General features: G+C 44.0%; 21 protein-coding genes and 1 pseudogene. 12 read left to right on the forward strand and 10 right to left on the reverse strand.

What is annotated here, in order from left to right; genetic code table 11:
• Positions 1 to 424 precede the first annotated feature (424 nt).
• A complete protein-coding gene (locus OCU36_RS16960) occupies positions 425 to 2,272 on the reverse strand; it encodes a M3 family metallopeptidase (RefSeq protein WP_261840697.1) in 1,848 nt (615 codons plus the stop codon).
• 225 nt (positions 2,273 to 2,497) lie between these two features.
• Between OCU36_RS16960 and OCU36_RS16965 the strand changes: the two genes are divergently transcribed.
• The 3 genes from OCU36_RS16965 to dbpA all read left to right on the forward strand — a co-directional run bounded on the left by OCU36_RS16965 (position 2,498) and on the right by dbpA (position 5,750).
• Positions 2,498 to 3,070 (forward strand): hypothetical protein, encoded by a 573-nt coding sequence (locus OCU36_RS16965; protein ID WP_261840698.1) that lies wholly within the window; start codon positions 2,498 to 2,500, stop codon positions 3,068 to 3,070.
• A gap of 216 nt (positions 3,071 to 3,286) precedes the next feature.
• Positions 3,287 to 4,195 carry an aldo/keto reductase gene (locus OCU36_RS16970; RefSeq protein ID WP_261840699.1) on the forward strand — a complete coding sequence of 303 codons (909 nt, stop codon included), beginning with the start codon at positions 3,287 to 3,289 and terminating at the stop codon, positions 4,193 to 4,195.
• Positions 4,196 to 4,370: 175 nt separating this feature from the next.
• The gene (gene dbpA / locus OCU36_RS16975; RefSeq protein WP_261840700.1) at positions 4,371 to 5,750 is read left to right on the forward strand and encodes an ATP-dependent RNA helicase DbpA; all 1,380 of its coding nucleotides are present in this window, start codon (positions 4,371 to 4,373) and stop codon (positions 5,748 to 5,750) included.
• Between the two features lie 83 nt (positions 5,751 to 5,833).
• Here the strand turns inward: dbpA and OCU36_RS16980 are convergent, their stop codons facing one another.
• Positions 5,834 to 6,007 carry an RNA helicase gene (locus tag OCU36_RS16980; RefSeq protein ID WP_261840701.1) on the reverse strand — a complete coding sequence of 58 codons (174 nt, stop codon included), beginning with the start codon at positions 6,005 to 6,007 and terminating at the stop codon, positions 5,834 to 5,836.
• Between the two features lie 300 nt (positions 6,008 to 6,307).
• Between OCU36_RS16980 and OCU36_RS16985 the strand changes: the two genes are divergently transcribed.
• Entirely contained in the window at positions 6,308 to 7,144 is an 837-nt protein-coding gene (locus OCU36_RS16985; protein WP_261840702.1) for a DUF6279 family lipoprotein, read from the forward strand.
• Between the two features lie 81 nt (positions 7,145 to 7,225).
• Here OCU36_RS16985 and OCU36_RS16990 read toward each other — a convergent pair whose 3' ends face one another.
• The 3 genes from OCU36_RS16990 to OCU36_RS17000 all read right to left on the reverse strand — a co-directional run bounded on the left by OCU36_RS16990 (position 7,226) and on the right by OCU36_RS17000 (position 9,622).
• The gene (locus OCU36_RS16990) at positions 7,226 to 7,849 is read right to left on the reverse strand and encodes a 3'-5' exonuclease (protein ID WP_261840703.1); all 624 of its coding nucleotides are present in this window, start codon (positions 7,847 to 7,849) and stop codon (positions 7,226 to 7,228) included.
• A gap of 66 nt (positions 7,850 to 7,915) precedes the next feature.
• Complete coding sequence (locus tag OCU36_RS16995) at positions 7,916 to 8,320, reverse strand: PPC domain-containing DNA-binding protein (RefSeq protein ID WP_261840704.1); 405 nt, start codon at positions 8,318 to 8,320, stop codon at positions 7,916 to 7,918.
• 102 nt (positions 8,321 to 8,422) lie between these two features.
• Positions 8,423 to 9,622, reverse strand: a complete 1,200-nt coding sequence (locus OCU36_RS17000) for a DEAD/DEAH box helicase (protein ID WP_261840705.1) — start codon at positions 9,620 to 9,622, stop codon at positions 8,423 to 8,425.
• 433 nt (positions 9,623 to 10,055) lie between these two features.
• Between OCU36_RS17000 and bluB the strand changes: the two genes are divergently transcribed.
• The 3 genes from bluB to OCU36_RS17015 all read left to right on the forward strand — a co-directional run bounded on the left by bluB (position 10,056) and on the right by OCU36_RS17015 (position 14,210).
• On the forward strand, positions 10,056 to 10,727 hold the full coding sequence (gene bluB / locus OCU36_RS17005) for a 5,6-dimethylbenzimidazole synthase (protein WP_261840706.1): 672 nt from the start codon (positions 10,056 to 10,058) through the stop codon (positions 10,725 to 10,727).
• 170 nt (positions 10,728 to 10,897) lie between these two features.
• Complete coding sequence (locus OCU36_RS17010) at positions 10,898 to 12,553, forward strand: ABC transporter substrate-binding protein (RefSeq protein ID WP_261840707.1); 1,656 nt, start codon at positions 10,898 to 10,900, stop codon at positions 12,551 to 12,553.
• A gap of 196 nt (positions 12,554 to 12,749) precedes the next feature.
• Positions 12,750 to 14,210, forward strand: coding sequence for a hypothetical protein (locus tag OCU36_RS17015; RefSeq protein ID WP_261840708.1), 1,461 nt, complete (start codon positions 12,750 to 12,752; stop codon positions 14,208 to 14,210).
• A gap of 121 nt (positions 14,211 to 14,331) precedes the next feature.
• Here the strand turns inward: OCU36_RS17015 and OCU36_RS17020 are convergent, their stop codons facing one another.
• Positions 14,332 to 15,963, reverse strand: coding sequence for an NAD(P)/FAD-dependent oxidoreductase (locus OCU36_RS17020; protein WP_261840709.1), 1,632 nt, complete (start codon positions 15,961 to 15,963; stop codon positions 14,332 to 14,334).
• Positions 15,964 to 16,215: 252 nt separating this feature from the next.
• On the opposite strand from OCU36_RS17020, the gene fdxA reads away from it, so the two are divergent.
• A complete protein-coding gene (gene fdxA / locus OCU36_RS17025; RefSeq protein WP_017074827.1) occupies positions 16,216 to 16,539 on the forward strand; it encodes a ferredoxin FdxA in 324 nt (107 codons plus the stop codon).
• A 195-nt stretch (positions 16,540 to 16,734) separates the two neighbouring features.
• Here fdxA and OCU36_RS17030 read toward each other — a convergent pair whose 3' ends face one another.
• The 3 genes from OCU36_RS17030 to OCU36_RS17040 all read right to left on the reverse strand — a co-directional run bounded on the left by OCU36_RS17030 (position 16,735) and on the right by OCU36_RS17040 (position 19,214).
• Entirely contained in the window at positions 16,735 to 17,469 is a 735-nt protein-coding gene (locus OCU36_RS17030; RefSeq protein ID WP_261840710.1) for an RNA methyltransferase, read from the reverse strand.
• Between the two features lie 190 nt (positions 17,470 to 17,659).
• Positions 17,660 to 18,712, reverse strand: a complete 1,053-nt coding sequence (locus OCU36_RS17035; RefSeq protein WP_261840711.1) for an aldo/keto reductase — start codon at positions 18,710 to 18,712, stop codon at positions 17,660 to 17,662.
• 355 nt (positions 18,713 to 19,067) lie between these two features.
• On the reverse strand, positions 19,068 to 19,214 hold the full coding sequence (locus OCU36_RS17040) for a hypothetical protein (RefSeq protein WP_261840712.1): 147 nt from the start codon (positions 19,212 to 19,214) through the stop codon (positions 19,068 to 19,070).
• A 347-nt stretch (positions 19,215 to 19,561) separates the two neighbouring features.
• On the opposite strand from OCU36_RS17040, the gene pepT reads away from it, so the two are divergent.
• The 3 genes and pseudogenes from pepT to OCU36_RS17055 all read left to right on the forward strand — a co-directional run bounded on the left by pepT (position 19,562) and on the right by OCU36_RS17055 (position 21,991).
• On the forward strand, positions 19,562 to 20,794 hold the full coding sequence (pepT, locus tag OCU36_RS17045) for a peptidase T (RefSeq protein ID WP_261840713.1): 1,233 nt from the start codon (positions 19,562 to 19,564) through the stop codon (positions 20,792 to 20,794).
• Positions 20,795 to 20,955: 161 nt separating this feature from the next.
• A pseudogene (locus tag OCU36_RS20175) lies at positions 20,956 to 21,024 on the forward strand (DM13 domain-containing protein); the annotation flags it as partial.
• Positions 21,025 to 21,148: 124 nt separating this feature from the next.
• Positions 21,149 to 21,991, forward strand: a complete 843-nt coding sequence (locus tag OCU36_RS17055; protein WP_261840714.1) for a mechanosensitive ion channel family protein — start codon at positions 21,149 to 21,151, stop codon at positions 21,989 to 21,991.
• 165 nt (positions 21,992 to 22,156) lie between these two features.
• Here the strand turns inward: OCU36_RS17055 and OCU36_RS17060 are convergent, their stop codons facing one another.
• A complete protein-coding gene (locus tag OCU36_RS17060; RefSeq protein WP_261840715.1) occupies positions 22,157 to 22,600 on the reverse strand; it encodes a dCMP deaminase family protein in 444 nt (147 codons plus the stop codon).
• A gap of 258 nt (positions 22,601 to 22,858) precedes the next feature.
• Here OCU36_RS17060 and OCU36_RS17065 point away from each other — a divergent pair, with 258 nt between their 5' ends.
• On the forward strand, positions 22,859 to 23,995 hold the full coding sequence (locus tag OCU36_RS17065) for an efflux RND transporter periplasmic adaptor subunit (protein ID WP_261840716.1): 1,137 nt from the start codon (positions 22,859 to 22,861) through the stop codon (positions 23,993 to 23,995).
• The last annotated feature ends 3 nt before the right edge of the window (positions 23,996 to 23,998 follow it).

Here is a 23,998-nt window from a genome sequence, read left to right on the forward strand (position 1 = left end):
AATGAAGAAAACTAAATGATTCCATATGAACCGATTTCCTCGAGAAGCCTAACGGCTAATAGATGGATTTCTTCCTTACCTATATGTAACCGAACATAGTGATAATTATGGTTTAGGCGCACACTAAGTGCCGTTACGTTAAATCGCTCGCCTTAGCCTCAAAAATTGGTGTTTATTATTCCTATTACGTTAAACGGGCGAGTTAGCTATCAAAAATAGCCTTTAAAGCATCTAAAACGTTCTTAGTGAAGATTTTAAACACTTAACCGAGGCAATGCGTACGAGCAATTCACAGGTCAAAAATCAGCGTATTCCTTTGAAGCAAGAACCGCAAATGATACCCATCCATCAATATAAAAAGGACGATGAAATATCGTCCTTTTGCGTTGTTAGCTGTAGGTTACTGAGTTCCCTTAATCAGGTTCTATCGTCCATATTGTTCTAAGATAAAGTGTTCAAAGTTGTCACACATTTGGCTATTCGACTTCGCATTGTTGGCCAATTCTGTTGCGCCATCAACGATCGATATCTTCGCATTCAAATCCGCGACGGGAGCACGTTCTCTTAACGAAAGCTGTTTGATTTTTTGTTCTTCTATTGCCCAAGCTTCTTCTGGTGACAGGTTGCATTCGTCAGCGAGGTATTTGGCATTAAACCCTTCTCCAGTCAGGCTTTCGATGGTTCCATTATGGTTGACACTATTACCTTTGTGCCAATAGTGCTTCGCCAATAAAGGGCCGATCTCTGGGTTATCAGTTAAATAGCCAAACTTATCGGTGAAATACGCACGAGTTTGATACACCGCCATATGAGCCAGCAGGTAACCTTGGTATGCACAAGACGCTTCATCGGACATTAGGTGTGGTATTGCCATTAATGGGCGGGGGCTACAAGCCAACCCAAGAATCGTTTTCTCACAATTGCGAGCAAGCGCAGTGATCTTTTCCGGTGTCAGATCTTCATCCGCCAATTCGTAAAGTGCTCGCTCGAAATACGGAACCACTAAAATGCTGCGTTCTTGATAGGCTCTGAAGGGTTGTTTGTTATCGATGATTGCTTTGATCAGCTCATCAGGCACGGGCTGCTCATCGGCATTGAGCGCGTATTGTTTCAGCCAATCGGCGTCATTTAACAAGCTGTCGCAGAACATGGATTGGGTTTCCGCATAGGCCATCGAGGTTGGGGCAAACTCTTGAGAGAAGCAGGGTGCGTTCATTTTAACGTTGGAAAAATGTGCCGCGTGACCACCCTCATGAAATAATGTGTTGATACCATCATAACCGCTGCCAACTTGATCGGGCTTAGCGTTACTGGTGAAGTTCACTTGAGCGGCTACCCAAGTACCTTGATCGTAGAAAGAAGGGATAGGACCATGGCAGAAGCCGTTTGGATATTTTCCTTTTCTATCGAGCAGGTCGAGCTTGAGTGTTGCTTGAGAGTAGTCAATGTTGAGGCGTCCAAAAGATTCAATCCAGCGCCTCAGTGACTTTGAAAATGGCACATAAGGGTCGAGTTCATTCATAACGTTCCCTGCAAAAGAGTAGGTAAAGTTATGAGCCTCGAGCGCGCTCTGACCTTTTTGTTCAGCTAACGTATTGAGACTTTTTTGATGGTTAGCGCGCGTACGGGTTTCGAAGTCGTCAAGAATCGTAAACAGCTGCTCAGTCGTCATCTGTTCGGTTTTAACCACCGAGTAATCAAAGAAGGTTTTAAAACCCAGAGATTGAGCAAATTGGTTACGCTTTTTGATCAGCTCAATAAAGCCATTGACTAACAACCATTGTTCTAGATCTAATAGTGCTTGGTGTGCTGAAAGCCTCACTTTTTCATCACTATTACTTCTAATTGCTGAGCCTAATACGGGAAGCGATCCTTCTATTTCTTCCCCGGTTTCATTGATGTAAGTCATCACATGATTCTGCTTTTTCTCAAACAGTTCTGCCTCAAACTTTATGAGTTCGGCTTTAAGCTTCTGTGACTGTTCCGACTCAATAGCGTGAGCTCTAAAGGTCGCTAACCAACCATTTAAGCCGGTTAGTGTAGTCTCTTTTTGTTGGGGATCTTGAATGTCATCGATAGCCGCAAGTTGCGTTTCAATGGCAGCAATTTGTTCAGCCGAGCTAAGAAATTCCGTCCACTGAGTTTGCGCAAGTGTCGAACCCGCGTGGTCGTCACTGATGCCCATATATGTATCCCAAAAGAAGTCCTCTTTTGCTTTATGAGTCGCAAGATACTTTTGATTCAATTGGTTGAGATAGTTCGTTGCCGTCATGACATTCCTTGAAAATTAACTCGTAATTTCAACATTATGACATATTCATCGAATGTATTGTGTGATATTGCATATGACGGTGTGTCAGCACTGCGGTTGACACTACGCGACAAGAATATCGCTTAATCAACCGTTTATTTCTCCTAAAATAGGCAGTTCGAACAGTTGTTCTTGGATTGGTCAAGTATAATAGACGCTTCGTATCACATGAGGTAAGCACAATTAATGAGAGCTCTTCTTGTCTTAATCCCACCTTTGTTATTGTCTCTGAATGCTATTTCGTTTTCCGTGCAAGCAACCGAAAGCTGGTGGCTGAGAACGGTCTTCAATAGCAGTCCCACTCAACCGAGTACTCAACACTATATTAACGATAGTGACCTAATGGATTGTGGCGAGAGTGAGGGCTCTCTGTTGTGCAGTGACTTAACCCAATATTACGATTTGGATGTTTATGTTGAGCTGGAGTTGGCAAGCTCAAGCGTCGAGGTGGTTCGCTTTAACTTGCCATATTCGAGCTTAAGTTACACAAAGCTTCAGGCATACCTTCGTCAAGATGGCTTTGCTTTAAGCTCAATTCGTATTGGTGAAGATGCATTCGATGTTACTGCTCAACTCGAACAAGCTCGAAATGAAGGGGTTGGTTTGGATAGGGTGGATAAGCAGTTGGTCGAATTTATCAACGCGCCACACCATTCATCGGAACACGTGAGCCTCTGGAATGTTCCAAGTACACCCTCGCCTTGGATTCAGTTACATCGTGATGGTGAGCATATAATGGTTGAACTACATCGCCTTTAATCAGGTGAGTTTGTCAATGGCTTGGTAATTCATTCGAGTCGGTAAGCCTTTTGGGATGAAGGATCATGGCTAGACTGCAAATTATTATTGCTTTAAATGTTCATTTTTCTGTGGCTCTCACATTTTAGAAACGAGTTTACTTTTTGCATTTATTGTAGTTGAGCCTTTCGCTAAACGGGCATAGGATACATGCAGTATTGATAAAGGAGACAACCCATGGTTGCAAGAGTAACAACAGCGCCACAAGGCCCAGAACTTTCGGAGTTAGTGCAGGGGTACTGGCGTACAGTTGAGTGGGGCATGACTGCGCAACAACGCCTAACTTTCCTGAAACAGCACATTGAGCTTGGTATAACAACGGTCGATCACGCGGATATCTACGGAAACTATCAATGTGAAACGCTGTTTGGAGAAGCGCTCGCACTTGAGCCAGCCCTTCGTGATGAAATTCAAATTGTCACTAAGTGCGATATCAACTTATGTGGCGACCACACTCCTGATCGTAAGATCAATCACTATGACACCAGTGCTCAGCATATTTACCAATCAGTCAATAATTCATTAGAGCGCTTAGGTGTTAACGATATCGATGTATTGTTGATTCACCGCCCAGACGTGTTGATGAATGCCGATGAAGTAGCAGAAGCGTTCGCAGAGCTACACAAGGTAGGCAAAGTTAAGCATTTCGGTGTTTCTAACTTTTCACCGCGTCAATTCGAATTGCTTCAATCTCGATTGGGTAAGCCATTAGTGACCAACCAGGTTGAAATCAACCCATTGAACTTCGAAGTGGCTCATGATGGCACGCTAGATCAATTGCAGATGAATCGTATTCGCCCGATGGCGTGGTCTTGTCTCGGTGGTGGTAGCATTTTCAGTGGCGATTCTGCACAAGCAATTCGTGTTCGTGATGAGCTAGAAGCCATTCGTCAAGAAGTGGGTGCAGACAGCATTGACCAAGTGATTTACGCTTGGATTCGTTGCTTACCATCGAATCCGATCGCGATTATTGGTTCAGGTAAGATTGAGCGTGTGAAGACTGCGGTTGATGCACTAAAAATCGAACTGACTCGTGAACAATGGTATCGCGTGTGGGTGGCATCTAAAGGTCATGGTGTGCCATAGAGAGCTTTTGGAGGTCGTATTTCTATATAGATTTCGATGTCACAATATAAAAACCAGCATCGACGCTGGTTTTTTTGTCTCTGCCTAACATGTTGCCTCAAAACTGTGATTAAGGTGGAATAATTTTTAAAAACACTCATAATGCACTCTGTTTTTCACCAGTTGGATATTTCCATTGAGCACTTCAAAATTCTCTTCAATCGCCCTTAAACCAGAGCTTCTAAACACGTTAGATTCTTTAGGTTATACTGAAATGACGCCCATTCAAGCGTTAAGCCTTCCTACCATTCTGGATGGCAAGGACGTTATCGGTCAGGGTAAAACGGGTTCAGGTAAAACAGCTGCTTTTGGATTAGGCGTGCTGCAAAACCTACGCGTTAAGCGTTTCCGTGTTCAATCTTTAGTGTTATGTCCGACTCGTGAGCTTGCAGACCAAGTAGCAAAAGAGATCCGTACTCTTGCTCGTGGAATTCACAATATTAAAGTGCTGACACTTTGTGGCGGGATGCCAATGGGCCCACAAATTGGTTCACTAGAGCACGGTGCGCACATTCTGGTGGGCACGCCAGGTCGTATTCTTGATCACTTAGAGAAAGGTCGTATCGATCTGTCTGAGCTGAACACACTGGTGTTAGATGAAGCCGACCGCATGCTCGAAATGGGCTTCCAAGATGCTTTAGATGCTGTGATTGAAGCGGCACCAAAAGAACGTCAAACTTTGCTATTCAGTGCCACTTTCCCTAAACAGATCAAATCTGTTGCGGACCGCATTATGCGTAACCCAGAAATGGTGAAGGTTGAATCAACCCACGATCACTCCAGCATTCAGCAATACTTCTATAAAGTGGAAGGGACAGAGGCTCGTGATGACGCATTAGAGTTACTGCTTCTTCATCATCAACCAGAATCAGCGGTTGTGTTCTGTAACACGAAGAAAGAAGTACAGAACGTGACCGATGAATTGAGCCACCGAGGTTTCAGCGTTATCGAACTTCATGGCGATATGGAACAGCGTGAACGTGATCAAGCTTTGGTTCAGTTTTCAAATAAAACCATCTCGATTCTAGTGGCGACGGATGTGGCGGCTCGTGGTCTTGATGTTGACAACCTCGATGCTGTATTCAATTTTGAGTTGTCTCGCGATCCTGAAGTTCACGTGCACCGCATTGGTCGTACTGGTCGTGCAGGAAGCAAAGGCGTTGCGATCAGCTTCTTTAGCGAAAAAGAGATGTACCGTGTTGCTCAAATTGATGAGTACATGGATATGCCAATTGAGCCATGTGAACTGCCAGCCAAACCAATCGCGAAGCCGTACTACTCAAATATGGTCACCATTCAGATTGACGGCGGTAAGAAAGCCAAACTTCGTGCGGGTGATATTCTTGGTGCATTGACGGGTCAAGGCGGCATTGATGGTAAATCGGTCGGTAAGATCAATCTGTTCGCAATGCGTGCTTACGTAGCGGTAGAAAGATCCGTCGCTAAAAAAGCATTGAACAAAATCGAATCTGGTAAGATGAAAGGGCGTCAATTCCGCGCCCGAATTTTGAAGTAATTCGAGTCGTTCTCCCTTTACTGTTGAGCCATACTTGTGACAATGCAGTAAAGGGTGTTCACCATTAATGACGCATCAATAATTTATTCGTCGGGCCTGATTGAATAGATATCATTGATATGTCTTTCTTCACTTAGATACCAAGCTATCGCTTCCTGTCGATTATGAGCGGATATCGTAATTGTAGTGAGTCTTCCATTGTCAAAATAGCAAAGTTCGTACTCTAACTCTTGGGTCTCATGAGTCGTTGTGGACATCGCTTTCCCCCCAATTTAAATCCTTTAAACATAAGTAAACCATTTGTTTTTATGGTTCGTATTCCGTCATGTGAACAATATAAATAAAGTTATCTTCGGTCAGTCGCTGCTTTTATTCTAATCATTTGCCGAAATAACGAGATTAGCAAGGTTGAGCCTCAATTTACTTCATAATATTGATGGAAAAGGTCTGATAAAACGCGTTTATTACTGCTAGAACCAGTATTCAAGATCTTGAGCTAACCTTAGTAAGGTTGTATTGGGAAGTCCATTACTCAGTAAAAATGGCGAGAGGGTTTGATGACAAATTACCGTTGGTCAGTATTATTGTTCTGTTTTCTATTGGCTGGATGCGGAACTAAATTTGCCTATAACAATATAGATTGGTTGATTATTCGCTATATTGAAGATTTCGTCTCTCTCTCAAAGAGTCAAGAATCCGAGCTTGATGAGCGTCTCAATGTTTTGCAGCAATGGCACAAAGACACCCAACTGCCGCTGTATATTACTCAATTAGAAGCCATTGAAAAGGTTGACCGCTCCGAGCTCAATTCTACTTTTATCGTTGGCCAAAGTGATCAAATAAAAAACCACATTCGCACGATCATCAATCAGTTTTCACCGGATATTTATGCGTTAAGCATGCAGCTTAGTCCAAAGCAAGATAGTCAATTCTTAAAGAACTTTAGAGAAAAGCAGCAAGACTATTACGAAGAAAAGTTGCGGTTAAATGATGAAGATTCGAGAGCGCGATATCGAAGTCGAATTGAAGCTCGGCTAGAGCGCTGGCTAGGGTCGGTATCGAAAGAACAAAAACAGATTATTTTTGTTTGGTCACAAGCGTGGGTCAATACGAACGAGAATTGGCGGCAATATCAAAATGCTATTTATCAAGATATATCAACGTTGATGGAAAAAAAGGCCGACCTGCATATCGCTCAGCCGATTATTATGAACCTGCTTTTAAATAATGAAACGTATTACCCAGATGAGCTTGAGTCACAGCTTGAGCAGAATATGCAGACGTCAGCAAAGTTCTTGGTGGATATAGCCGCAGTGAGCAGCGATAAACAATGGGCCTATTTTATGACTGAGTTAGCAAGCCTCAAATCAACGTTGATGGCATTGCAAGAGTAGGGCGTCAAACTTGACTATAACGAGGCTGATGTTACGACACTCATCAGCCTTTATTGTCAGTTATGGTGGCATGTGAGTGTTTTAATTTTGATAGCGCTTGAGCAGTGTTGGAATTGAGCCTTTCGCTGTCTTCGATATTTTTTGCATCAATTGGAAGCTTGGCTGCTGAATACCGTAGTCACTCTGCAGCTCATCGATCATTAACAGCCATAACCTTGCTGTCATTTCTGAATCAGCTAATGCCCTGTGGAAAGTACCATCGTTATCGATATTTTTGAAACGCACAAGATCACCCAGTTTATGGGTTGGCGCATCTTGGATTAGCCGACGAGCAATCAACATTGAGCAAGCAAACTTTCCGGTATAGTCGCGGCCAATAGCGTCTAATTCCGCATCGAGAAAGCGCTTATCAAATGACGCATTATGAGCAACAAGTTGGCAGCCTTGGATAAAGTCTGCAAACTCATCCATCACTTCACGGCAACTGGCCGCGGTGCTTAACATGCGGTTACTGATCCCGGTGTAGCTTTCAATGAAGCCGCTGACACGAAATCCAGGGTTCATGAGTTGTTGGAAGGTGTCGACGACTTCGCCGTTAACGAGTTTAACCGCACCGATTTCAATCGCTCGGTCACCCATGTTTGGCGATAAGCCTGTGGTTTCGAAATCGAGAACGATAACGGAGTCTGCGGAGTTTGGAGCCATCGTGTTTCCTAATACTATTTGGTTGTATCGCTTTATATGGGGCGCTTAGTGTTGCTATGGGGCGATCTATTGCGTGTTGCTGCTGATCGTGAGCTCAGTGTAACCCGTCGAATCGTCATGCTCTCTGTCGAAGGTCAAAGTATCGTAGCGGTGAACGATCAGTTCAGCGGTGGTGGCGATAAGTGTCCCTTCCAGCAAATGACCGCCAATGACATTACCCTTCTCATCGGCAACCGATAGGTGTATATGCTGATGGTTTGGGGTTAGCGTAGCCATTACAGAGACTATTTCGAATGGCGCTTGGACTCGCTTGGTATTGTTCGCATTCGCTAAACGGATATTGAGTTGAGAGACACAACCGACACAAGATGCGATAGAACCTGCCGAGATATTGTGTGTGGTTACTAACCTTTGGATCTCAAGCTTGAGGTCTTGGCCGCGGGTTAATCTCGTTGCGATAGGAGTGATCATCTTATTGCCTCAACTTTATTGATCTTGCAAAGAACAAAACGAAGCCGCATTAGGCTTCGTCTTATTTTTTGTTTTGGTTAAAACGAATTTCTGTCGCTGAAACTAATCAGGTTTTTGCTGTTCTCTTTTCTTCTTAGGAACGAAATTCAATACCGAAATGGGTACTTCTTTGCGTGGTTCGAAACCTTCAACGACGCGACGTTCAATTAAGTGACCGAGACGCTTTTCAATAATGCACAGGTTTTTGAAGTTATCTTTCGATAGGAAAGAGATCGCTTCGCCAGATGCATCAGCACGGCCTGTACGACCAATACGGTGAACATAGTCGTCAGCTGGGAATGGGATGTCGTAGTTCACTACGCGACTTAGATTATCGATATCGATACCACGAGCAGCAACCCCTGTCGCAACTAGATATTTTAGACGACCTTTCTTGAAATCAGCCAGAATCTTTTCACGAATGGCTTGGCTACGCCCACTGTGGAAGGCTTCCGCTTGGATACCACGCTTTTCAAGTTGAGCAACCAACTTAGCCGCACCGTGCTTAGTTTCAATAAAGATAAGTGCTTGGTCCCAGTTACCTTCGGTGATCATGTGGCTGAGTAGGGCTGACTTACGGTCTTTATCGACCGTCACCAACCATTGCTCAATGTTCGGCTTAGATGCATCAGTCTTAGCGATAGAAATCTCTTCCGCTTCACTGATTGCACTTTTCGCTAGCGCACGCACAGGCGTTGAAAGCGTCGCTGAGAACAATAGGTTTTGGATGTCTTGTGGTAGACGCGCGATGATCTTGTTGATGTCTTCAATGAAACCCATGTCGAGCATGCGGTCAGCTTCATCCAGAACCAGTACTTCCACTTCATCAAAGTGAACAGCGCGCTGACCGTACATGTCGATCAAACGACCGGGTGTTGCCACCAGAATGTCGACACCTTCAATCAAGCGGTCTTTTTGGTGTTGGTACGATACGCCACCGTACATCGCGAGTGATGTTAGGTTTAGGAATTTCGCGTACTTGGTAATGTTCTGTTCAACCTGAACCGCCAGCTCACGCGTTGGCGTTAGGATAACGGCGCGGATACGTTTTTTACGCTGCGTTTCACCTTTGCTTAGCATTTCTAAGATAGGGAGAACAAAGCTCGCAGTTTTACCTGTACCTGTTTGTGCTGCCGCAATAAGGTTCTTACCAGAAAGCACAATCGGAATTGCTTTTTCTTGAATAGAGGTTGGCTTTTCATAGCCTTGTTTTGTCACGGCTTTAACAATAGGTGAGCTTAATCCAAGCTTGGAAAATGGCATAAGTTTCTCGGTATGATTTGGCTAAATAGCGATGGAAAGGTTTAACAATCTTATACAAGGATAAGATTAATAGCGGCATTCTACCATGTTGCTTGTGTACTACTAGGGCATGTTGATCTTTCGAGCTGATTTTTGCAGCGAGTTGCTGGGTATTTTTACAAGGCAGGGGCTTTGATGTGTAGCTAGCCTACAAGAGAAGCCGATAACGTAGTAGAAATGACCAGCAAACGCTGCCCGAAGGGTTCGGCTAAAAGCGTTTTACTCTTTGTTGAGGGAGATTTGCTTAGAATGACTAGGCTACTTCTCCCTCGCCGCGATTAAAACGCTTTTATCTCGAACAAATTTTAACCACGAAAGGTCAACGCGCCCTAGCAACATAGACACTTTAGTTGGATAATACTGGCTCAATAAGACGACGATAAGACAGGGATGTATGGAAATTACGCCGAATGAACGCGATGCAGTATATAAAACGATTTTTTCTCGCCGAGATGTCCGTGGTCAGTTTTTGCCAGATGAGATCCCTGAAGATGTGTTGATGCGTGTATTAACTGCGGCACACCATGCTCCCAGTGTTGGATTTATGCAGCCTTGGGATTTTGTCGTTGTCCGTGATATCGAAACCAAGCAACAAATCAAAGCCGGTTTTAATCAGGCTCATGCCGAATCCGCGGAAATGTTTACCGATGAAAAGCAGGCGATGTATAAGCGTCTAAAGCTTGAAGGCATCGTCGAATCACCGATCGGTATCTGTGTGACTTGCGACCGTAGTCGAACCGGAAAGGTAGTGCTAGGTAGAACCATCAAACAAGAGATGGATCTATACAGCACCGTGTGTGCAGTTCAAAACCTATGGCTCGCAGCAAGATCCGAAAATCTAGGCTTAGGGTGGGTGAGTATCCTGCATGATTCAACACTGCGAGAGGCGTTAGATATTCCAGAAAACATCGATATCGTGGCGTATCTGTGTATCGGATACGTAGACCACTTTAAAGATAAACCTGAACTCGAAACCATGGGTTGGTTACCAAGAAGGGACGTCAATTCAGCGATTCATGAAGGGAAGTGGAATGCAGAGCAAATGACGAATTCAGTGAAAGACTAATCATCGCCTTATTTTGTTTGCTAAAAGCGGCGCTTATAAATTAAGTTGGATCTTGATACTATTTATGTCGGCCTTTTCACATCGCATATTCCACCTTTGAACGAGTAAATAGACCTCCCATTTGGGTTACAGCTATTTTCGTTCCTCTAGATGCTTAATTCGGATATCCATTGAACGACGCTAACTTACGTAGACTTCAGCAGCTTATTGCAAAGTATGAATTAGGTGAAGAGTATCACCTAACGATTGATGATCTCGAACACTCGCTATCGACTTCTCGCAGAAACACCTCGATCATCCTTAAATACTTATCGGAATATCGCTGGATTTGTTGGCTCCCGTCTAAAGGACGAGGGAAGCTTAGCCAGTTCAGAATTTTGGTCAGCCTTTCCGAAGCATTAGAACAAGTGTTAGCGCTTCAGTTAGAGCAAGGGTGTTTTAACGTTATTCCTCGTCTTCTAGAAAGTTATGGTGATGCGGCCATTAAGGCTCTAACGCTCGCTACTGAAAAACATAGTCTGTTCAATGAACAACATGACCACTTACTGATCACTCAATATCCATGGGTCGATAACCTTGAGCCAGCTAAAACATACCGAACCGCCGAACATCATATCTTAAGAAGCCTCTACAATACGTTACTCGTCCAAGATCGTGCGGGGAACCTTCAAGCGAGCCTTGCGCATCATTGGAAGGTGGAGGGGCGTTTTGTGCATTTTTGGTTGAGACCGAATGTGTTATTTCATGATGGGGATACTTTAACGGCCAAAGATGTTGCTCAATGCCTGTTGCAGTTAAAAAGCCTCGAAGGGCCGGTACAATCTTTATTTGATCAGTTAAGTGATGTTCAAGTTGTGGGTGATAAACAGCTGACGATTGAGCTAACACACGTAAACCCTATGTTTCTCTATGCATTAAGTAGTCCACACGCGTCTATTTACCGTCTTAAGCGTACTTATTTTTCGAGTGGTCGCAGTGCCTATATAGGAACCGGTCCTTTCTCATTAGATGATTGGAGCGAAGATCGCTTGGTTCTTAAACGTCACCGAAGTTACTTTGCTCAAAATGCCTTGTTAGAACAGATAACGCTCACCGACATCGAGGGCTTAAATGATCACACCCTGAGTTTTAATCAATCTGGCGTAGCAGAAGAAACTACGATTAATGCACTTTCGTACCTTGCGGTTAATCGCAGAGAAAACTCAGGCATAACTCCTGAAGACCTAGACAGCTTAGTCTTGTTTATCAAATCCAGCAGTAGAGAGTTCGATCCTGAAATAGTGGTGGATGATTTGTCTTTCTCATCCAACGAATTAGCGAGCAATCAGCTCATTCCTATTTTGACGGGAAATGTTGTGTTAACTCGACCTAAAATGACGATCCCTTTACTTCAAGAAATGGCGGACTGGCTACAACAAACTATTGCCAAGACTGGTGTTGTGGTTGAAGTTGTTGAACTTCCCAACATCAGTGACCCTAGCTCCATGAGTGAGTCAGCAGACCTACTATTCATTGAAGAAGTTATCGAGCAACCAATAGATTATGGTCTTTATGATTGGCTACTTGCTTCATCTGGACTTCGCTTCATTTTCAATAGCGCTGAGATGAAGGCGCATTGCGAGAGAGTTCGAGTTGCGGTGAGTAGCGAAAACCCTATGAACGAGTTGAAAGAGATTGAACAGTCGCTTTATCGACAGAAGTTACTTTGTCCATTATTTCACGGTAAAGAGATGGTTGCTAATAGTGTCGAGGTGCACGGCGTCGAGATAAACCAAACCGGTTATAGTGATTTTTATAAGCTTTGGATAGCGTCGAGCGAGAAGTAATTAATCCACTTTAAACCCATTCCCCATCTTTTGGTTTCTGGTCAAAATGAAAACAAGCACGAATCGGCGAGCATCCTTTCGTGTTTCTTTCTAATACTCATCACTATTATGACCGGCTATGGCTGTCAGAGTCATTTCTGGTCATCCCCTCAGTGACAACTCTACTTATCAATGTACTTCATTAGGATTTAATCGAATGAAACTTAAACTTATTTCTATCGCACTTATCGCTGGTGGCCTTACGGCTTGTGGCGGGGGAGGCGGTGGTAGCAGTTCCAGTACTCCCGCTCCTCAGACGAAAACCTTACAAGGTATCGCCATTGATGGGTATATTTCTGGGGCGACTGCGTTTCTAGATATCAATTATAATGGCGTGTTAGATGAGGGAGAGCCGAGTAGTATCACGGACGATGAGGGCAGTTATCAGTTGTCTTTGACGGGGTCTAATTCTGACTGTATGAACTATGCCCCCATCGTAGTGAACGTGCCGGTTGGTGCAATAGATGCGGACAGTCCTAACTCGCCGATTACAACACCTTATCAATTGGTATTCCCGCCAGTCATGACGGTGAGTTCTAATCAAGACATTAAATCGACGACACCACTTACGACCGTGTTATGGAATCAGATCCAAGCCGATTTATATAAAGGTGGTTTAAACAGTTGTTCCGCGTTGAAGCAAGCCGTAAACACCCAAAATAGCATTATCCAAGATGTGAAAGAACATGACATCCGAATTGCAAATCGATACAACATCGCAGTCGAAGACTTGTATGGCGATTTTGTTAAAGATCAAAATGCGGAGCTCTATGAACTGGCGCAGAAATTGATGCCCGCTATCAAAAAGTCATATCAAGAGACCAAAGATATTCAACAAGAGAACCCCAAGGCTCAACAAGCTTATGTTGATTATTACTGGGCGCATTGGGATAACATCAAGAAGAATGAAATTAATAAGTGGTATAAAGTTAAGACAGTGATGACCGCTGACAAACTGATTGTCATTGAACATGAAGTGTCAGCTGATCTGCAGACCGAACTGGCCATAAACAAACATATCGAGCGTAATAGCCAAAAGAAAAATGGCTTGGAGTATGATAAACAAGCTTGGTTCTCATTGGATAGTGATGGAATCGAGTACTCATGTTCAGTGCAGGAGACGATCAAGCAACAAGTTTTACCTAACTCACTCGCGACCTTTGGTGTGCTGAACCGTGGTTGGTCTAAACAACCTGATTGGGAAAGTTGTTCAAGTCAGAATGTTGGTGTTGGATTCATGCAAACCTTGACGGCAGATGTTGTCGATGATTACAAAGATCAGTTTACTCAGGTACAAGCGAAATTTAATTTTGAGAATAAAGTGCCACACCCTGAGTGGGTTAATCTAGAAGATTCATTAAATAGCGTGTCGCGTAGCGACTTTGATGAGCTCGACTACCTGTCGGTAGATTTTGATGATAATAGTTCATACGGTGCTGATAGCTGGAATAGACATAAGTATGCGTACATTGAAAATACGCCGTTTGATTATACTCAAACGATAACGTCTAAATATTCTCAAGGGAACTGGACTAAAGGTTATTATTACCAGAATGGAACAAGTCGATTTGAATGTTCAGATAATGGTGTGAACTGGTCAAAAGACACATGTAAGTAAGCGGAGAAATCGTTACTTAATAACTCTAGATGCCTTTGCGCAATAAAAAATCCAGTGTCGACAAGACACTGGATTTTCAGTTTTGGCTGACCGCTATCGGGCTTTAGAGTATCGAAAGTGTTTAAGCGATCTCAATCTTCTCTGCTTGGTTCTGCTCTACCATTGATAGTGCTAGCGCTTCTGCAGCCTTAATACCATCGATACCCGCAGACAGGATACCACCTGCGTAGCCTGCACCCTCACCAGCAGGGTAGAAACCCTTTAAGTTAATGCTTTGGAAGTCCTTGCCACGTTTGATGCAAACAGGTGAAGACGTGCGTGTCTCAACACCGGTTAACAGGCCATCAGGTGTCGCAAAACCTTTGATTTTTTTATCAAACGCTGGGATTGCTTCACGAATCGCTTCGATAGCAAAATCAGGCAGTGCTTTTGAAATGTCAGTCAGGTGGATACCTGGTGTGAATGACGGTTGTACTTCACCGATGGCACTTGGATCGCGGCCTTTCAAAAAGTCGCCGATTTTCTGTGCTGGAGCATCGTAGTTTTCACCACCAAGAACATAAGCACCGCTTTCTAGTTCACGTTGTAAACGGATACCGGCTAGTGCGTCACCTGGGTAGTCACGTTCTGGGTCGATACCGACAACGATCGCACTGTTTGCGTTACGTTCTGCACGAGAGTATTGGCTCATGCCATTAGTTACTACGCGGCCTTCTTCAGAGGTTGCTGCAACCACAGTCCCCCCCGGGCACATACAGAAGCTGTATACCGTGCGGCCATTCTTACAATGGTGAACGAGTTTGTAATCCGCAGCCCCTAGGATTGGGTTGCCTGCGTTCTTACCGAAACGAGCTTCATCGATCATCGATTGCTTGTGTTCGATACGGAAACCGACAGAGAAAGGTTTTGCTTCCATGTAAACGCCACGATCGTACAGCATTTCAAACGTATCACGCGCACTGTGGCCAACAGCCAATACCACGTGACGAGATTTAATCTCTTCACCGTTAGAAAGCGTTAGGCCAGTAATTTGACCCTCTTCCATATGAATGTCGTCGACACGGGTGCTGAAACGGATTTCTCCGCCGAGTTCAATGATAGAAGCGCGCATCTTTTCGATCATGGTAACCAGTTTAAAGGTACCGATGTGCGGCTTGCTTACGTATAGAATTTCTTCTGGTGCGCCAGCGGCAACGAACTCTTCAATTACTTTACGGCCGTAATGCTTTGGATCTTTGACTTGGCTGTACAATTTACCGTCAGAGAAGGTACCTGCGCCGCCTTCACCAAACTGAACGTTTGATTCAGGGTTCAGTGTACGCTTACGCCAAAAACCAAAAGTATCTTTCGTACGTTCACGAACTTCTTTACCACGCTCAACGATGATGGGGTTAAAGCCCATTTGAGCAAGCACTAGGCCAGCGAACAAGCCACAAGGGCCAAAGCCGATAACCACAGGGCGTTCAGTCTGATTTTCCGTAGCTTTAGCAACGAATTTGTACGCCATGTCAGGAGTGACTTTTACGTGCGGATCGCTGATGAATTGCTCTAACAATTCAGCTTCGTTTTCAACGAGAACATCCAGCGTGTAGATAAGTAAGATTTTTGATTTCTTACGAGCATCGTAGCCACGTTTAAAGATATTAAAAGAGAGTACCTGATCAGAGTGAATACCAAGTTTCGCTTCAATAGCGTCTTGAATTGCCGACTCTTCATGGTCTAGTGGGAGTTTAATTTCGGTTAAACGTATCATTTTGATGTCTCGTTTTTAAGGTGTCTTAGCTAGACCACTTCTAAACACAGCGTTTTTTGAAACGCTGTAATTGAAAAGAAGTGATAAGCTCACAATGGCGCGCATTTTACGAGAAATTGATTTATCTGTCATACTAATTTGGAAACATGGCGCAAATAGACATCATATTGGCGCCGTATGATGTTGAATTTTGCCTTGGGATGAGTATTATCCCCATTCTTCAATTTTGACTAACTTATAGAGCAGAGCAACATGGCATTTGTCGTAGGCGATAATTGTATTCAATGTAAATACACAGACTGTGTGGCCGTGTGTCCCGCAGATGCGTTCCATGAAGGCCCCAATTTCATGGTAATCAACCCAATCGAATGTATTGATTGTGGCTTGTGTGTACCTGAATGTGATGCTCAAGCTATTTTCCAAGAAGATGATCTGCCAGAAGATCAAAAGATCTTTATCGAAGTGAATGCAGAGCTTGCTGAGATTTGGCCGGTACAAACGGAAGTCAAAGCCCCGATGGATGACGCTGAAAAGTGGAATGGTGTGTCTGATAAGTTGGCAATGCTAGAAAAGTAATTCTGTTACTTGAAATAAACTTTCTCAAAAAAAGATCCCCAACTCAGTCGTTCCTCCTTCTTGAGAGTGACGGCTGAAGTAAACTTTGCCTCGATTCTCTTTTTTACGTCATTCCCTACAGCGAGGGACGAGCAAGATAGGGAATCTTGCTCTTAAATACCCGCTAAGTCTGGCTAGTCGTTTTTCTCGAATCGATTAGCTATGCTGACGACGCATGTTGTCGAGAATAATGCCTGTCGCCATGGCTACGTTCAAAGATTCGGCACCACCGAATGCGGGAATCGTGATCTTATCCGTTACGAACTTAGCCGCATGTTCACGAATACCGTGTGACTCGCTACCCATCAGTAAAATACCATTGGCCGTAAACTCTGTCTTATGGACACTTTCGCCTTCTAAGAATGCACCGTAAACAGGCAGGTTCGCTTGCTCTAAGTAAGCTGGTAAATCTGTTTGGCTTACCTGAACTCGGCCAAAACTGCCCATAGTCGCGCTGATCGTTTTAGGGTTGTATGGGTCTGCGCAATCGCTGCTGGCAACGATATGCTTGATACCATACCAGTCTGCTACGCGAATAATCGTGCCTAGGTTACCTGGGTCTGACACGCCATCAAGTGCGATCATCAGCCCGGTTGCTTTTGGTAATTTAACGGCAGGGATCTCAACAACCGCAATCGCCGCGTTGTTACTCACCAAAGTGCTCGCTTTGGTAAGGTCGTCTAACGAAGCTTCAACACAATCAAACTCAATCAGTGAAGCGTGATTTTCAGATAAGAAATCCGCGGTAGCAAAGACGTTCTTCACGACTAAGTCACTATTGAACAGCTCAAGAACGTTTTTTTCACCTTGAACTAGAAACAGGCCATGGGCTTTACGTTGTTTTTTTTGGCCCAAAGCGCGAAGGAGTTTTAATTGGTTTTTTGAAATCATGTTTTTATCCTAGATATAAGCCCGCGCATTATAGAGCAAAGGCTGGAGAACCAAAAGCGTGATAACTCAATGCGATCCACATAAAAAGCAAAGCGCCCCACTTAAAAAGAAAAGCGCACTCAATAGCGCGCTCTTATGGGATTGACTGACCTAAGTTAAGCTCAACCGAACAGGCCGGTAAATTGACGGCTTAGTACGGAGCAGGATAGCGCTTAAAAACCGTGTTGATATCGGTAAGAATCTCTTTTGATAATGGCTTACTGAAAGCAGCAACATTCTCTTTTAGCTGCCCGATCGTCGTTGCACCAATGATAGTGGACGTCACACCATCGACTTGATTACACCATGCCAATGCCAGTTGGCACGGAGTGAACCCGTGAGCATTCGCCACTTCAACATAGCCTTTAACCGCTTCATTGGCAGATTCAGTGTCACGGAAAATGCCTTTACGTTGCATGTAAGTCCAACGACTGCCTTCCGGTCTTGCACCATCAATGTATTTACCACTGAGCATACCCGCAGCCAGAGGCGACCATGGCAGGTAAGCGACATCTTCGTGCACACAGTTCTCAATCAAATACGGCCAATCTTTTGCGTGTAGCAGGTTGAATTCATTTTGGATAGAGACCATACGCGGTAAATCGTACTTCTCACTTAGCTTAAGGTAAGTATTAATGCCCCAAGTGGTGTCATCTGAAAGACCAATATGGCGAATTTTTCCGGCCTTAATGCAGGTCGCCAGTGCTTGGAGGATCTCCAGCATATCCGCTTCATGCTGTTTTCGGTCGATGTCACTGAATCGAATGTGATTTGGACAATGTTTACCAAAGTGTGGAGATGTCCGATTCGGCCAGTGCAGTTGATAAAGGTCGATATAGTCAGTTTGCAAACGCTTTAAGGAAGCATCAACGGCGGCGATAACGGCGTCACCCGTAATCGGACCACCATCTCGAACCCAAGGTAGTCCGGGCCCCGCTATTTTACTGGCAATAATGAGCTCTTGGCGGCGCTGTGGATGACGCGATAACCAGTTACCAATAATCGCTTCTGTTTTGCCGTAGGTCTCCGGAGAAGGTGGAACCGCGTACATTTCTGCCGTATCAAGAAAGTTAATACCTTGGCTTAATGCGTATTCGATCTGTTGGTCTGCTTGCTGTTGCGTATTTTGTAGCCCCCAAGTCATGCTACCAAGGCAGATACGGGAAACGGGAATTTGACTACTGCCTAGTTTTGAATATTCCATTGAATTCGGGATTCCTGTGGTTAGGTTCTCTGGTACTCGCATTATAGTGTTGAAAAGCGGGCGAGTGAGGAATGAAAACGAATATGAATTATTAGCACAAAATGGCGCGACAAGGTATGACATCAGAGAGTTTAGTGAATCATTTCTCAGCGCGATAAGCTTGCGTGAGTCATGGGCGAAAATACACTTGTGAAAAGTGATGAACAAGAAGTGACGAGTGACGTTCTAATCGTCAAAACGTGGGCGATCAGAATAGATCAAGAATAAAAAAGCTCTACAGAATAGGGCGTAGAGCTATTTTATAGGGGTATTTTAGGACGAGACAGGGTCTTAATTGTGCTCGGTATTCATTGAGTTATGAGGTCGCGTTTGTATCTAACCCACCTTGGGTCTGCGCACGTTTAAGCGCTTCCTGTCTTTGAACTTCTTTGTCTGTTAATACGGGCTGAAGTGTTTCCTCACAGGCTTGAGGATAGAAAATAAAATATTTATTGATCGTCATAACTGTGTCTCCGTGTAACGTATGACTGATTCTGCATCAAGGATAAATTGTGATCATCATCCACTTTGTACTTTTTTTAGGCTGAGAGTGGAGGGCGTAGAATGTGTACAAAGTCATCGTTTATCATCCTGATGCAAGGTATAACTGACGAAACCCTCTGTTTCTAGTATAGGAAGCTTGCCTAATTTCGCACAATAATGATTTAGAGCAATTACATACATGGCTAGGGGCGTAAGATAAAAACCTCGCTACTGACTCTACGTAAGTAATCCAATAGCAAATAATTACTTATCTACATAAATAATTAAGTCAGTCACTCAATCACTTAATCCATGGTGAGATGAATTATGGAAAAGCTTGTCGAACGCTTCCTCAATTACGTTACTTTTGATACCCAATCCGATCCTTCTAATCAGCAATGCCCAAGTTCTCCGGGTCAAATCACGTTTGCTGAAGCCTTAAAAGCAGAATTGATCGCATTAGAGTTAGCTGATGTCTCTCTAGACCAAAACGGTTACTTGATGGCAAAGCTGCCGTCGAATGTTGATTACCCAGTGCCATCCATTGGTTTTGTCGCACATATGGACACTGCACCTGATGCTTCTGGTTTAAACGTTAAACCCCAAGTTGTTAAAAACTACCAAGGCCAAACCATTGAGTTAGGTGACAGTGGTGAGAGCTTGAACCCGAGCCAATACCCAGATCTTAATCACCTACATGGACATGATCTGATCACGACAGATGGAACGACTTTGCTTGGCGCTGATAATAAGGCGGGCATCGCTGAAATCATCAGTGCAATTGCTTATCTGAAAGCGAACCCTGAAATCAAACACGGTGACATTTGTATCGGCTTTACGCCAGATGAAGAGATTGGCCGTGGCGCGAACTTGTTTGATGTGAAAAAATTTGGTGCTGAGTGGGCGTATACTATTGATGGCGGCCCTGTCGGAGAGTTGGAATTTGAGAACTTTAACGCCACGAGCGCCGATGTTATTTGTCATGGCGTGAACGTTCATCCGGGTACGGCAAAAGGTAAAATGGTCAACTCAATGAACATTGCGGCGCAATTCCAGTTGATGATGCCTGCGCAAGAAACACCTGAGTGTACTGAAGGTTATGAAGGTTTCTACCACTTGAAATCGGCTGAAATGGGCGTGGCGCATTCTGAATTAGGCTACATCATTCGTGATTTTGAGCGAGAAGGAGTCGAAGCGCGTAAAGCATTCATGCAACAGAAAGTGGATGAGTTAAATGCGCGTCTTGAAAAGGGCCATGTTGAGTTGGTGTTGACTGACAGCTACTTCAATATGAAAGAGATGGTAGAACCACATCAACATATTATCGAATTGGCTAAGCAAGCGATGATTAAGTGCGATGTTGAGCCAATGATTAAGCCTATCCGAGGTGGTACGGACGGTGCTCGCTTGTCGTTTATGGGGTTACCATGTCCGAATATCTTTACTGGTGGCTATAACTTCCACGGTATTCATGAGTTCATTACGATTCAAGGTATGGAACAGGCGGTTAAAGTGATTGTTGAGCTGTCTCAACGTACCGCAGTTCACTACAAAAAATAGCAGCTTAGAACGCGAACTCTCTTGATATTGTTGAGAGTATTCAATAGTACTCTCGTTAAGCAAAGGGCGTTCGCGATCAAACAATCAGTATAATTTTGCACCCACTTAGCCGTGGGTGTTGTTGTTTTTGGGCTGGGTGTTACTGCACTGCCTGTTTTGAACGATTTAATTCGGTTGTGATTTGGTGTGAAACTTTTGGTCAATTTATTACTTCTACCAAGATAAAATGATAGCCTTATCTCTATAGTTAACATAAGCATGCAATCGAGCGCTCTCAAATGAGTGTTTGTCCATAACGCCGTTTGTGGCTGTTTTTTTGTAAAGCTAATCGTCTCAAAGCGAAAGGAATAAGTAATGGAAAAGATGTGGCAAGTAATAGATTTCCTGCTCGCGCATAAGTTTATTTTCAGTGCTCTGATCATCGGTATTATTTTGATCATCCGACGCATCACATTGTCTCAGATTCGAGGTGATGTTGCTTTCCTGAGCGAAGATCAACGGAATTGGATGTCACGAACCAAGAACGGTACCTTTGCCGTGATCGTATTTACGATGTTCGTTTTGTGGAAATCGGAAATAAGCGAGTTTGCCCTGTCTGTGACGGCGATTGCTGTCGCGATAGTCGTTGCTTCAAAAGAGATCATCTTGTGCTTTACCGGTTCAATTCAACGAGCGAGTTCTCGTTCATTTCGAATCGGTGATTGGATTGAGGTAGGCAAAATAAGCGGAGAGGTGATTGAGCATAATTTGATGGCGACGGTTATTCAGGAGATTGACCTTTATCATGGGCAATATCATTTCACGGGTAAAACGGCGACGCTGCCCAACAGTATGTTTTTTACTTACCCGGTGAAAAACCTGAATTTCATGAAGCGTTATGTTTATCACAGCTTTACCGTGATCGTAAAAGAATTCGTTAACCTATATCCAATGTTGCCGGGACTGAACATTAAAATTGAAGAACATTGTGACGAATTTATTGATGTTGCACGCCGTTATAACAGTGTGATTGAAAAGCATGCAGGTGTAGACCTTCCGGGGCCTGAGCCTCATATCCACATCACGAGCAGCTCAACAGGTGAGCAAGAGGTCCACTTTATGATTTTTTGCCCAACAGAAAAAGCGGTTCATTTAGAGCAAGATATTCGGAAAGCGTTTATGGAAGCCTACGCGCTGGAATTCCCAGCCGTCAGTTAATTTGCTTGTTTTTGTTATCAACCAGCGGCATTAATGATGCTTGTATTCACTTATATGATTTCATTTTAGAAAGCAGAAAGCAGAAAGCAGAAAGCAGAAAGCAGAAAGCCGAGAGCGATAAGATCGACTCTCGGCTTTTTTGTTCGATAAATCTAGGGGGAGGGCTCAGTCTAATTCGGCAAGTGGTAGCCAATCAATGTGTACGCCTGCTTGCTCAAACATATCTTGGCTTACTTTGATTTTATCTCCCCAACGAGACAAGAAGTCTTCACTTTGCTCTGGGCAGTGGACAGCAGAGATACCCGTTTGAATTATCTTGGCTGCGCAGTTTGGACAAGGAAAATGAGTCACCCAGATTTCACAGCTATCTAAATCACGTTTAGCGAACAGAATGGCATTCTCTTCAGCATGCAGTGTTTTGAGATACTTCATTTCACGATCATCGGTATCGGCACTGTCTGATACGCCATGAGGGTAACCATTAAACCCGACTGAAACGATGCGGTTATGCTTGGTTATGACAGCACCAACTTGTGTTGATGGATCTTTACTCCAAGAGCCAACTAGCTCAGCCATTTGATAAAAACGTTTAGCCCATTTTGAAATCATGTGAATTACCTTAAGTAATTAAATATGAATGCTTATCTAACAAGATACAGGATGTGCGTTAATATACCTAGTTGATCAAAGCGTTGAAAGGGTTTTGGATTAAAATTGTTGCTTATTTGTAATCGCATTATAAGCATCGGGTTGCCTGTTACACACTGATACATATTCCAAGTAACAATTGATATTCCTCGGACATTTTAGGCATGGGTGTTACGTAACTTTCATACTGTTCAAATTCTTATAAGTGACGGTATAACAATGCGTAAAAAGTTAATCCTTACGGCTCTTGCAAGCTCTCTTTTTCTTGCTGGATGTGGGCCAGATGCCCAGAATGCCAAGCAAGCGCCATTACCTCTCGTAGCTGTACAGGATGTTAGCGTTATTTCTCACCAGCAAAGTAAGTCGTACATCGGTCGTATTGAAGCGGTTGAAGATACGGCGATCACGGCGCAGGTTTCGGGCTACTTACAAAGCCGCCATTTCAAAGAGGGACAAATGGTCGAGAAGGGCCAGCTGCTCTATTCGATTGAACCATCGCCATTTGAAGCTCAAGTCGCCAGTGCAAAAGCATCGGTTGCTCAAGCGAATGCGAACCTTAAAAAAGCAGAGCTTGACTTTAATCGTGGTAAAAACCTCCTTCCTAAAGGCAGTATTTCTCAATCGGAATTTGATGCTTTAACGGCAAATTTATTAGGTTCTCAAGCTCAGCTTGAAGCAAGCCAAGCTCAGCTTAATGCCGCGAATGTTCAACTTTCTCACACCCAAATTATCGCGCCTTTTTCTGGGAGAATTAGCGACACCAAAGTCAGTCAAGGGGACCTCGTTTCACCCTCCTCAGGAGTACTGACTACTTTGGTTAGCTTAGATCCCATTCATGCATCGTTCAGCATCAGCGAGCGTGAGCGTATAGAGTTGGGTATGGATCGTATTGAAGGCGATGGCAGCAGTAGCTCTGATCGCGTTGATGTTGAGATTGTGTTGGAAAACGGTGAGGTTTTCGAGCACCTAGGTCAGCTGGATTTCTTAGGCAATCGTATCAATCTCAATACAGGTACGATCGCGATGCGCGCGATTGTCGATAACCCTGCACAACAACTTTTGCCTGGCCAACACGTACGCGTAAATCTGCGTGATAAAAAAGCAATAGATGTTGTGACGATTCCTCGCCGTGCCGTTCAAACCGATTTAGAAGGTGATTTTGTGATGGTGTTAGTCGAAGGTGATACCACACCAGTTGCTGAGCGTAGAAACATCCAAATGGGTCGACAGGTTGAAGGGGGGGTGATTGTTCATTCTGGCCTAGAGAAAAACGACGTGGTCATCACTCAAGGCCTACAGCGTGTCCGTAATGGTATGTCTGTTCGTATTCAACCTTCTGCTGAACAAGCGGAATAAGGG

Source organism: Vibrio artabrorum (genome assembly GCF_024347295.1).
Taxonomy (GTDB): domain Bacteria; phylum Pseudomonadota; class Gammaproteobacteria; order Enterobacterales; family Vibrionaceae; genus Vibrio; species Vibrio artabrorum.

What these genes read in the sequence shown, in the direction of transcription:
- OCU36_RS17065 (WP_261840716.1), top strand. Translation starts at nt 22,859, where the DNA reads ATGCGTAAAAAGTTAATCCTTACGGCTCTTGCAAGCTCTCTTTTTCTT.
- OCU36_RS17000 (WP_261840705.1), bottom strand. Translation starts at nt 9,622, where the DNA reads ATGCCATTTTCCAAGCTTGGATTAAGCTCACCTATTGTTAAAGCCGTG.
- OCU36_RS17055 (WP_261840714.1), top strand. Translation starts at nt 21,149, where the DNA reads ATGGAAAAGATGTGGCAAGTAATAGATTTCCTGCTCGCGCATAAGTTT.
- OCU36_RS17030 (WP_261840710.1), bottom strand. Translation starts at nt 17,469, where the DNA reads ATGATTTCAAAAAACCAATTAAAACTCCTTCGCGCTTTGGGCCAAAAA.
- OCU36_RS17060 (WP_261840715.1), bottom strand. Translation starts at nt 22,600, where the DNA reads ATGATTTCAAAATGGGCTAAACGTTTTTATCAAATGGCTGAGCTAGTT.
- OCU36_RS17040 (WP_261840712.1), bottom strand. Translation starts at nt 19,214, where the DNA reads ATGACGATCAATAAATATTTTATTTTCTATCCTCAAGCCTGTGAGGAA.
- OCU36_RS17035 (WP_261840711.1), bottom strand. Translation starts at nt 18,712, where the DNA reads ATGGAATATTCAAAACTAGGCAGTAGTCAAATTCCCGTTTCCCGTATC.
- OCU36_RS16960 (WP_261840697.1), bottom strand. Translation starts at nt 2,272, where the DNA reads ATGACGGCAACGAACTATCTCAACCAATTGAATCAAAAGTATCTTGCG.
- OCU36_RS16970 (WP_261840699.1), top strand. Translation starts at nt 3,287, where the DNA reads ATGGTTGCAAGAGTAACAACAGCGCCACAAGGCCCAGAACTTTCGGAG.
- OCU36_RS16965 (WP_261840698.1), top strand. Translation starts at nt 2,498, where the DNA reads ATGAGAGCTCTTCTTGTCTTAATCCCACCTTTGTTATTGTCTCTGAAT.
- OCU36_RS16995 (WP_261840704.1), bottom strand. Translation starts at nt 8,320, where the DNA reads ATGATCACTCCTATCGCAACGAGATTAACCCGCGGCCAAGACCTCAAG.
- OCU36_RS16985 (WP_261840702.1), top strand. Translation starts at nt 6,308, where the DNA reads ATGACAAATTACCGTTGGTCAGTATTATTGTTCTGTTTTCTATTGGCT.
- fdxA (WP_017074827.1), top strand. Translation starts at nt 16,216, where the DNA reads ATGGCATTTGTCGTAGGCGATAATTGTATTCAATGTAAATACACAGAC.
- bluB (WP_261840706.1), top strand. Translation starts at nt 10,056, where the DNA reads ATGGAAATTACGCCGAATGAACGCGATGCAGTATATAAAACGATTTTT.
- OCU36_RS16990 (WP_261840703.1), bottom strand. Translation starts at nt 7,849, where the DNA reads ATGGCTCCAAACTCCGCAGACTCCGTTATCGTTCTCGATTTCGAAACC.
- OCU36_RS17015 (WP_261840708.1), top strand. Translation starts at nt 12,750, where the DNA reads ATGAAACTTAAACTTATTTCTATCGCACTTATCGCTGGTGGCCTTACG.
- pepT (WP_261840713.1), top strand. Translation starts at nt 19,562, where the DNA reads ATGGAAAAGCTTGTCGAACGCTTCCTCAATTACGTTACTTTTGATACC.
- OCU36_RS17020 (WP_261840709.1), bottom strand. Translation starts at nt 15,963, where the DNA reads ATGATACGTTTAACCGAAATTAAACTCCCACTAGACCATGAAGAGTCG.
- OCU36_RS16980 (WP_261840701.1), bottom strand. Translation starts at nt 6,007, where the DNA reads ATGTCCACAACGACTCATGAGACCCAAGAGTTAGAGTACGAACTTTGC.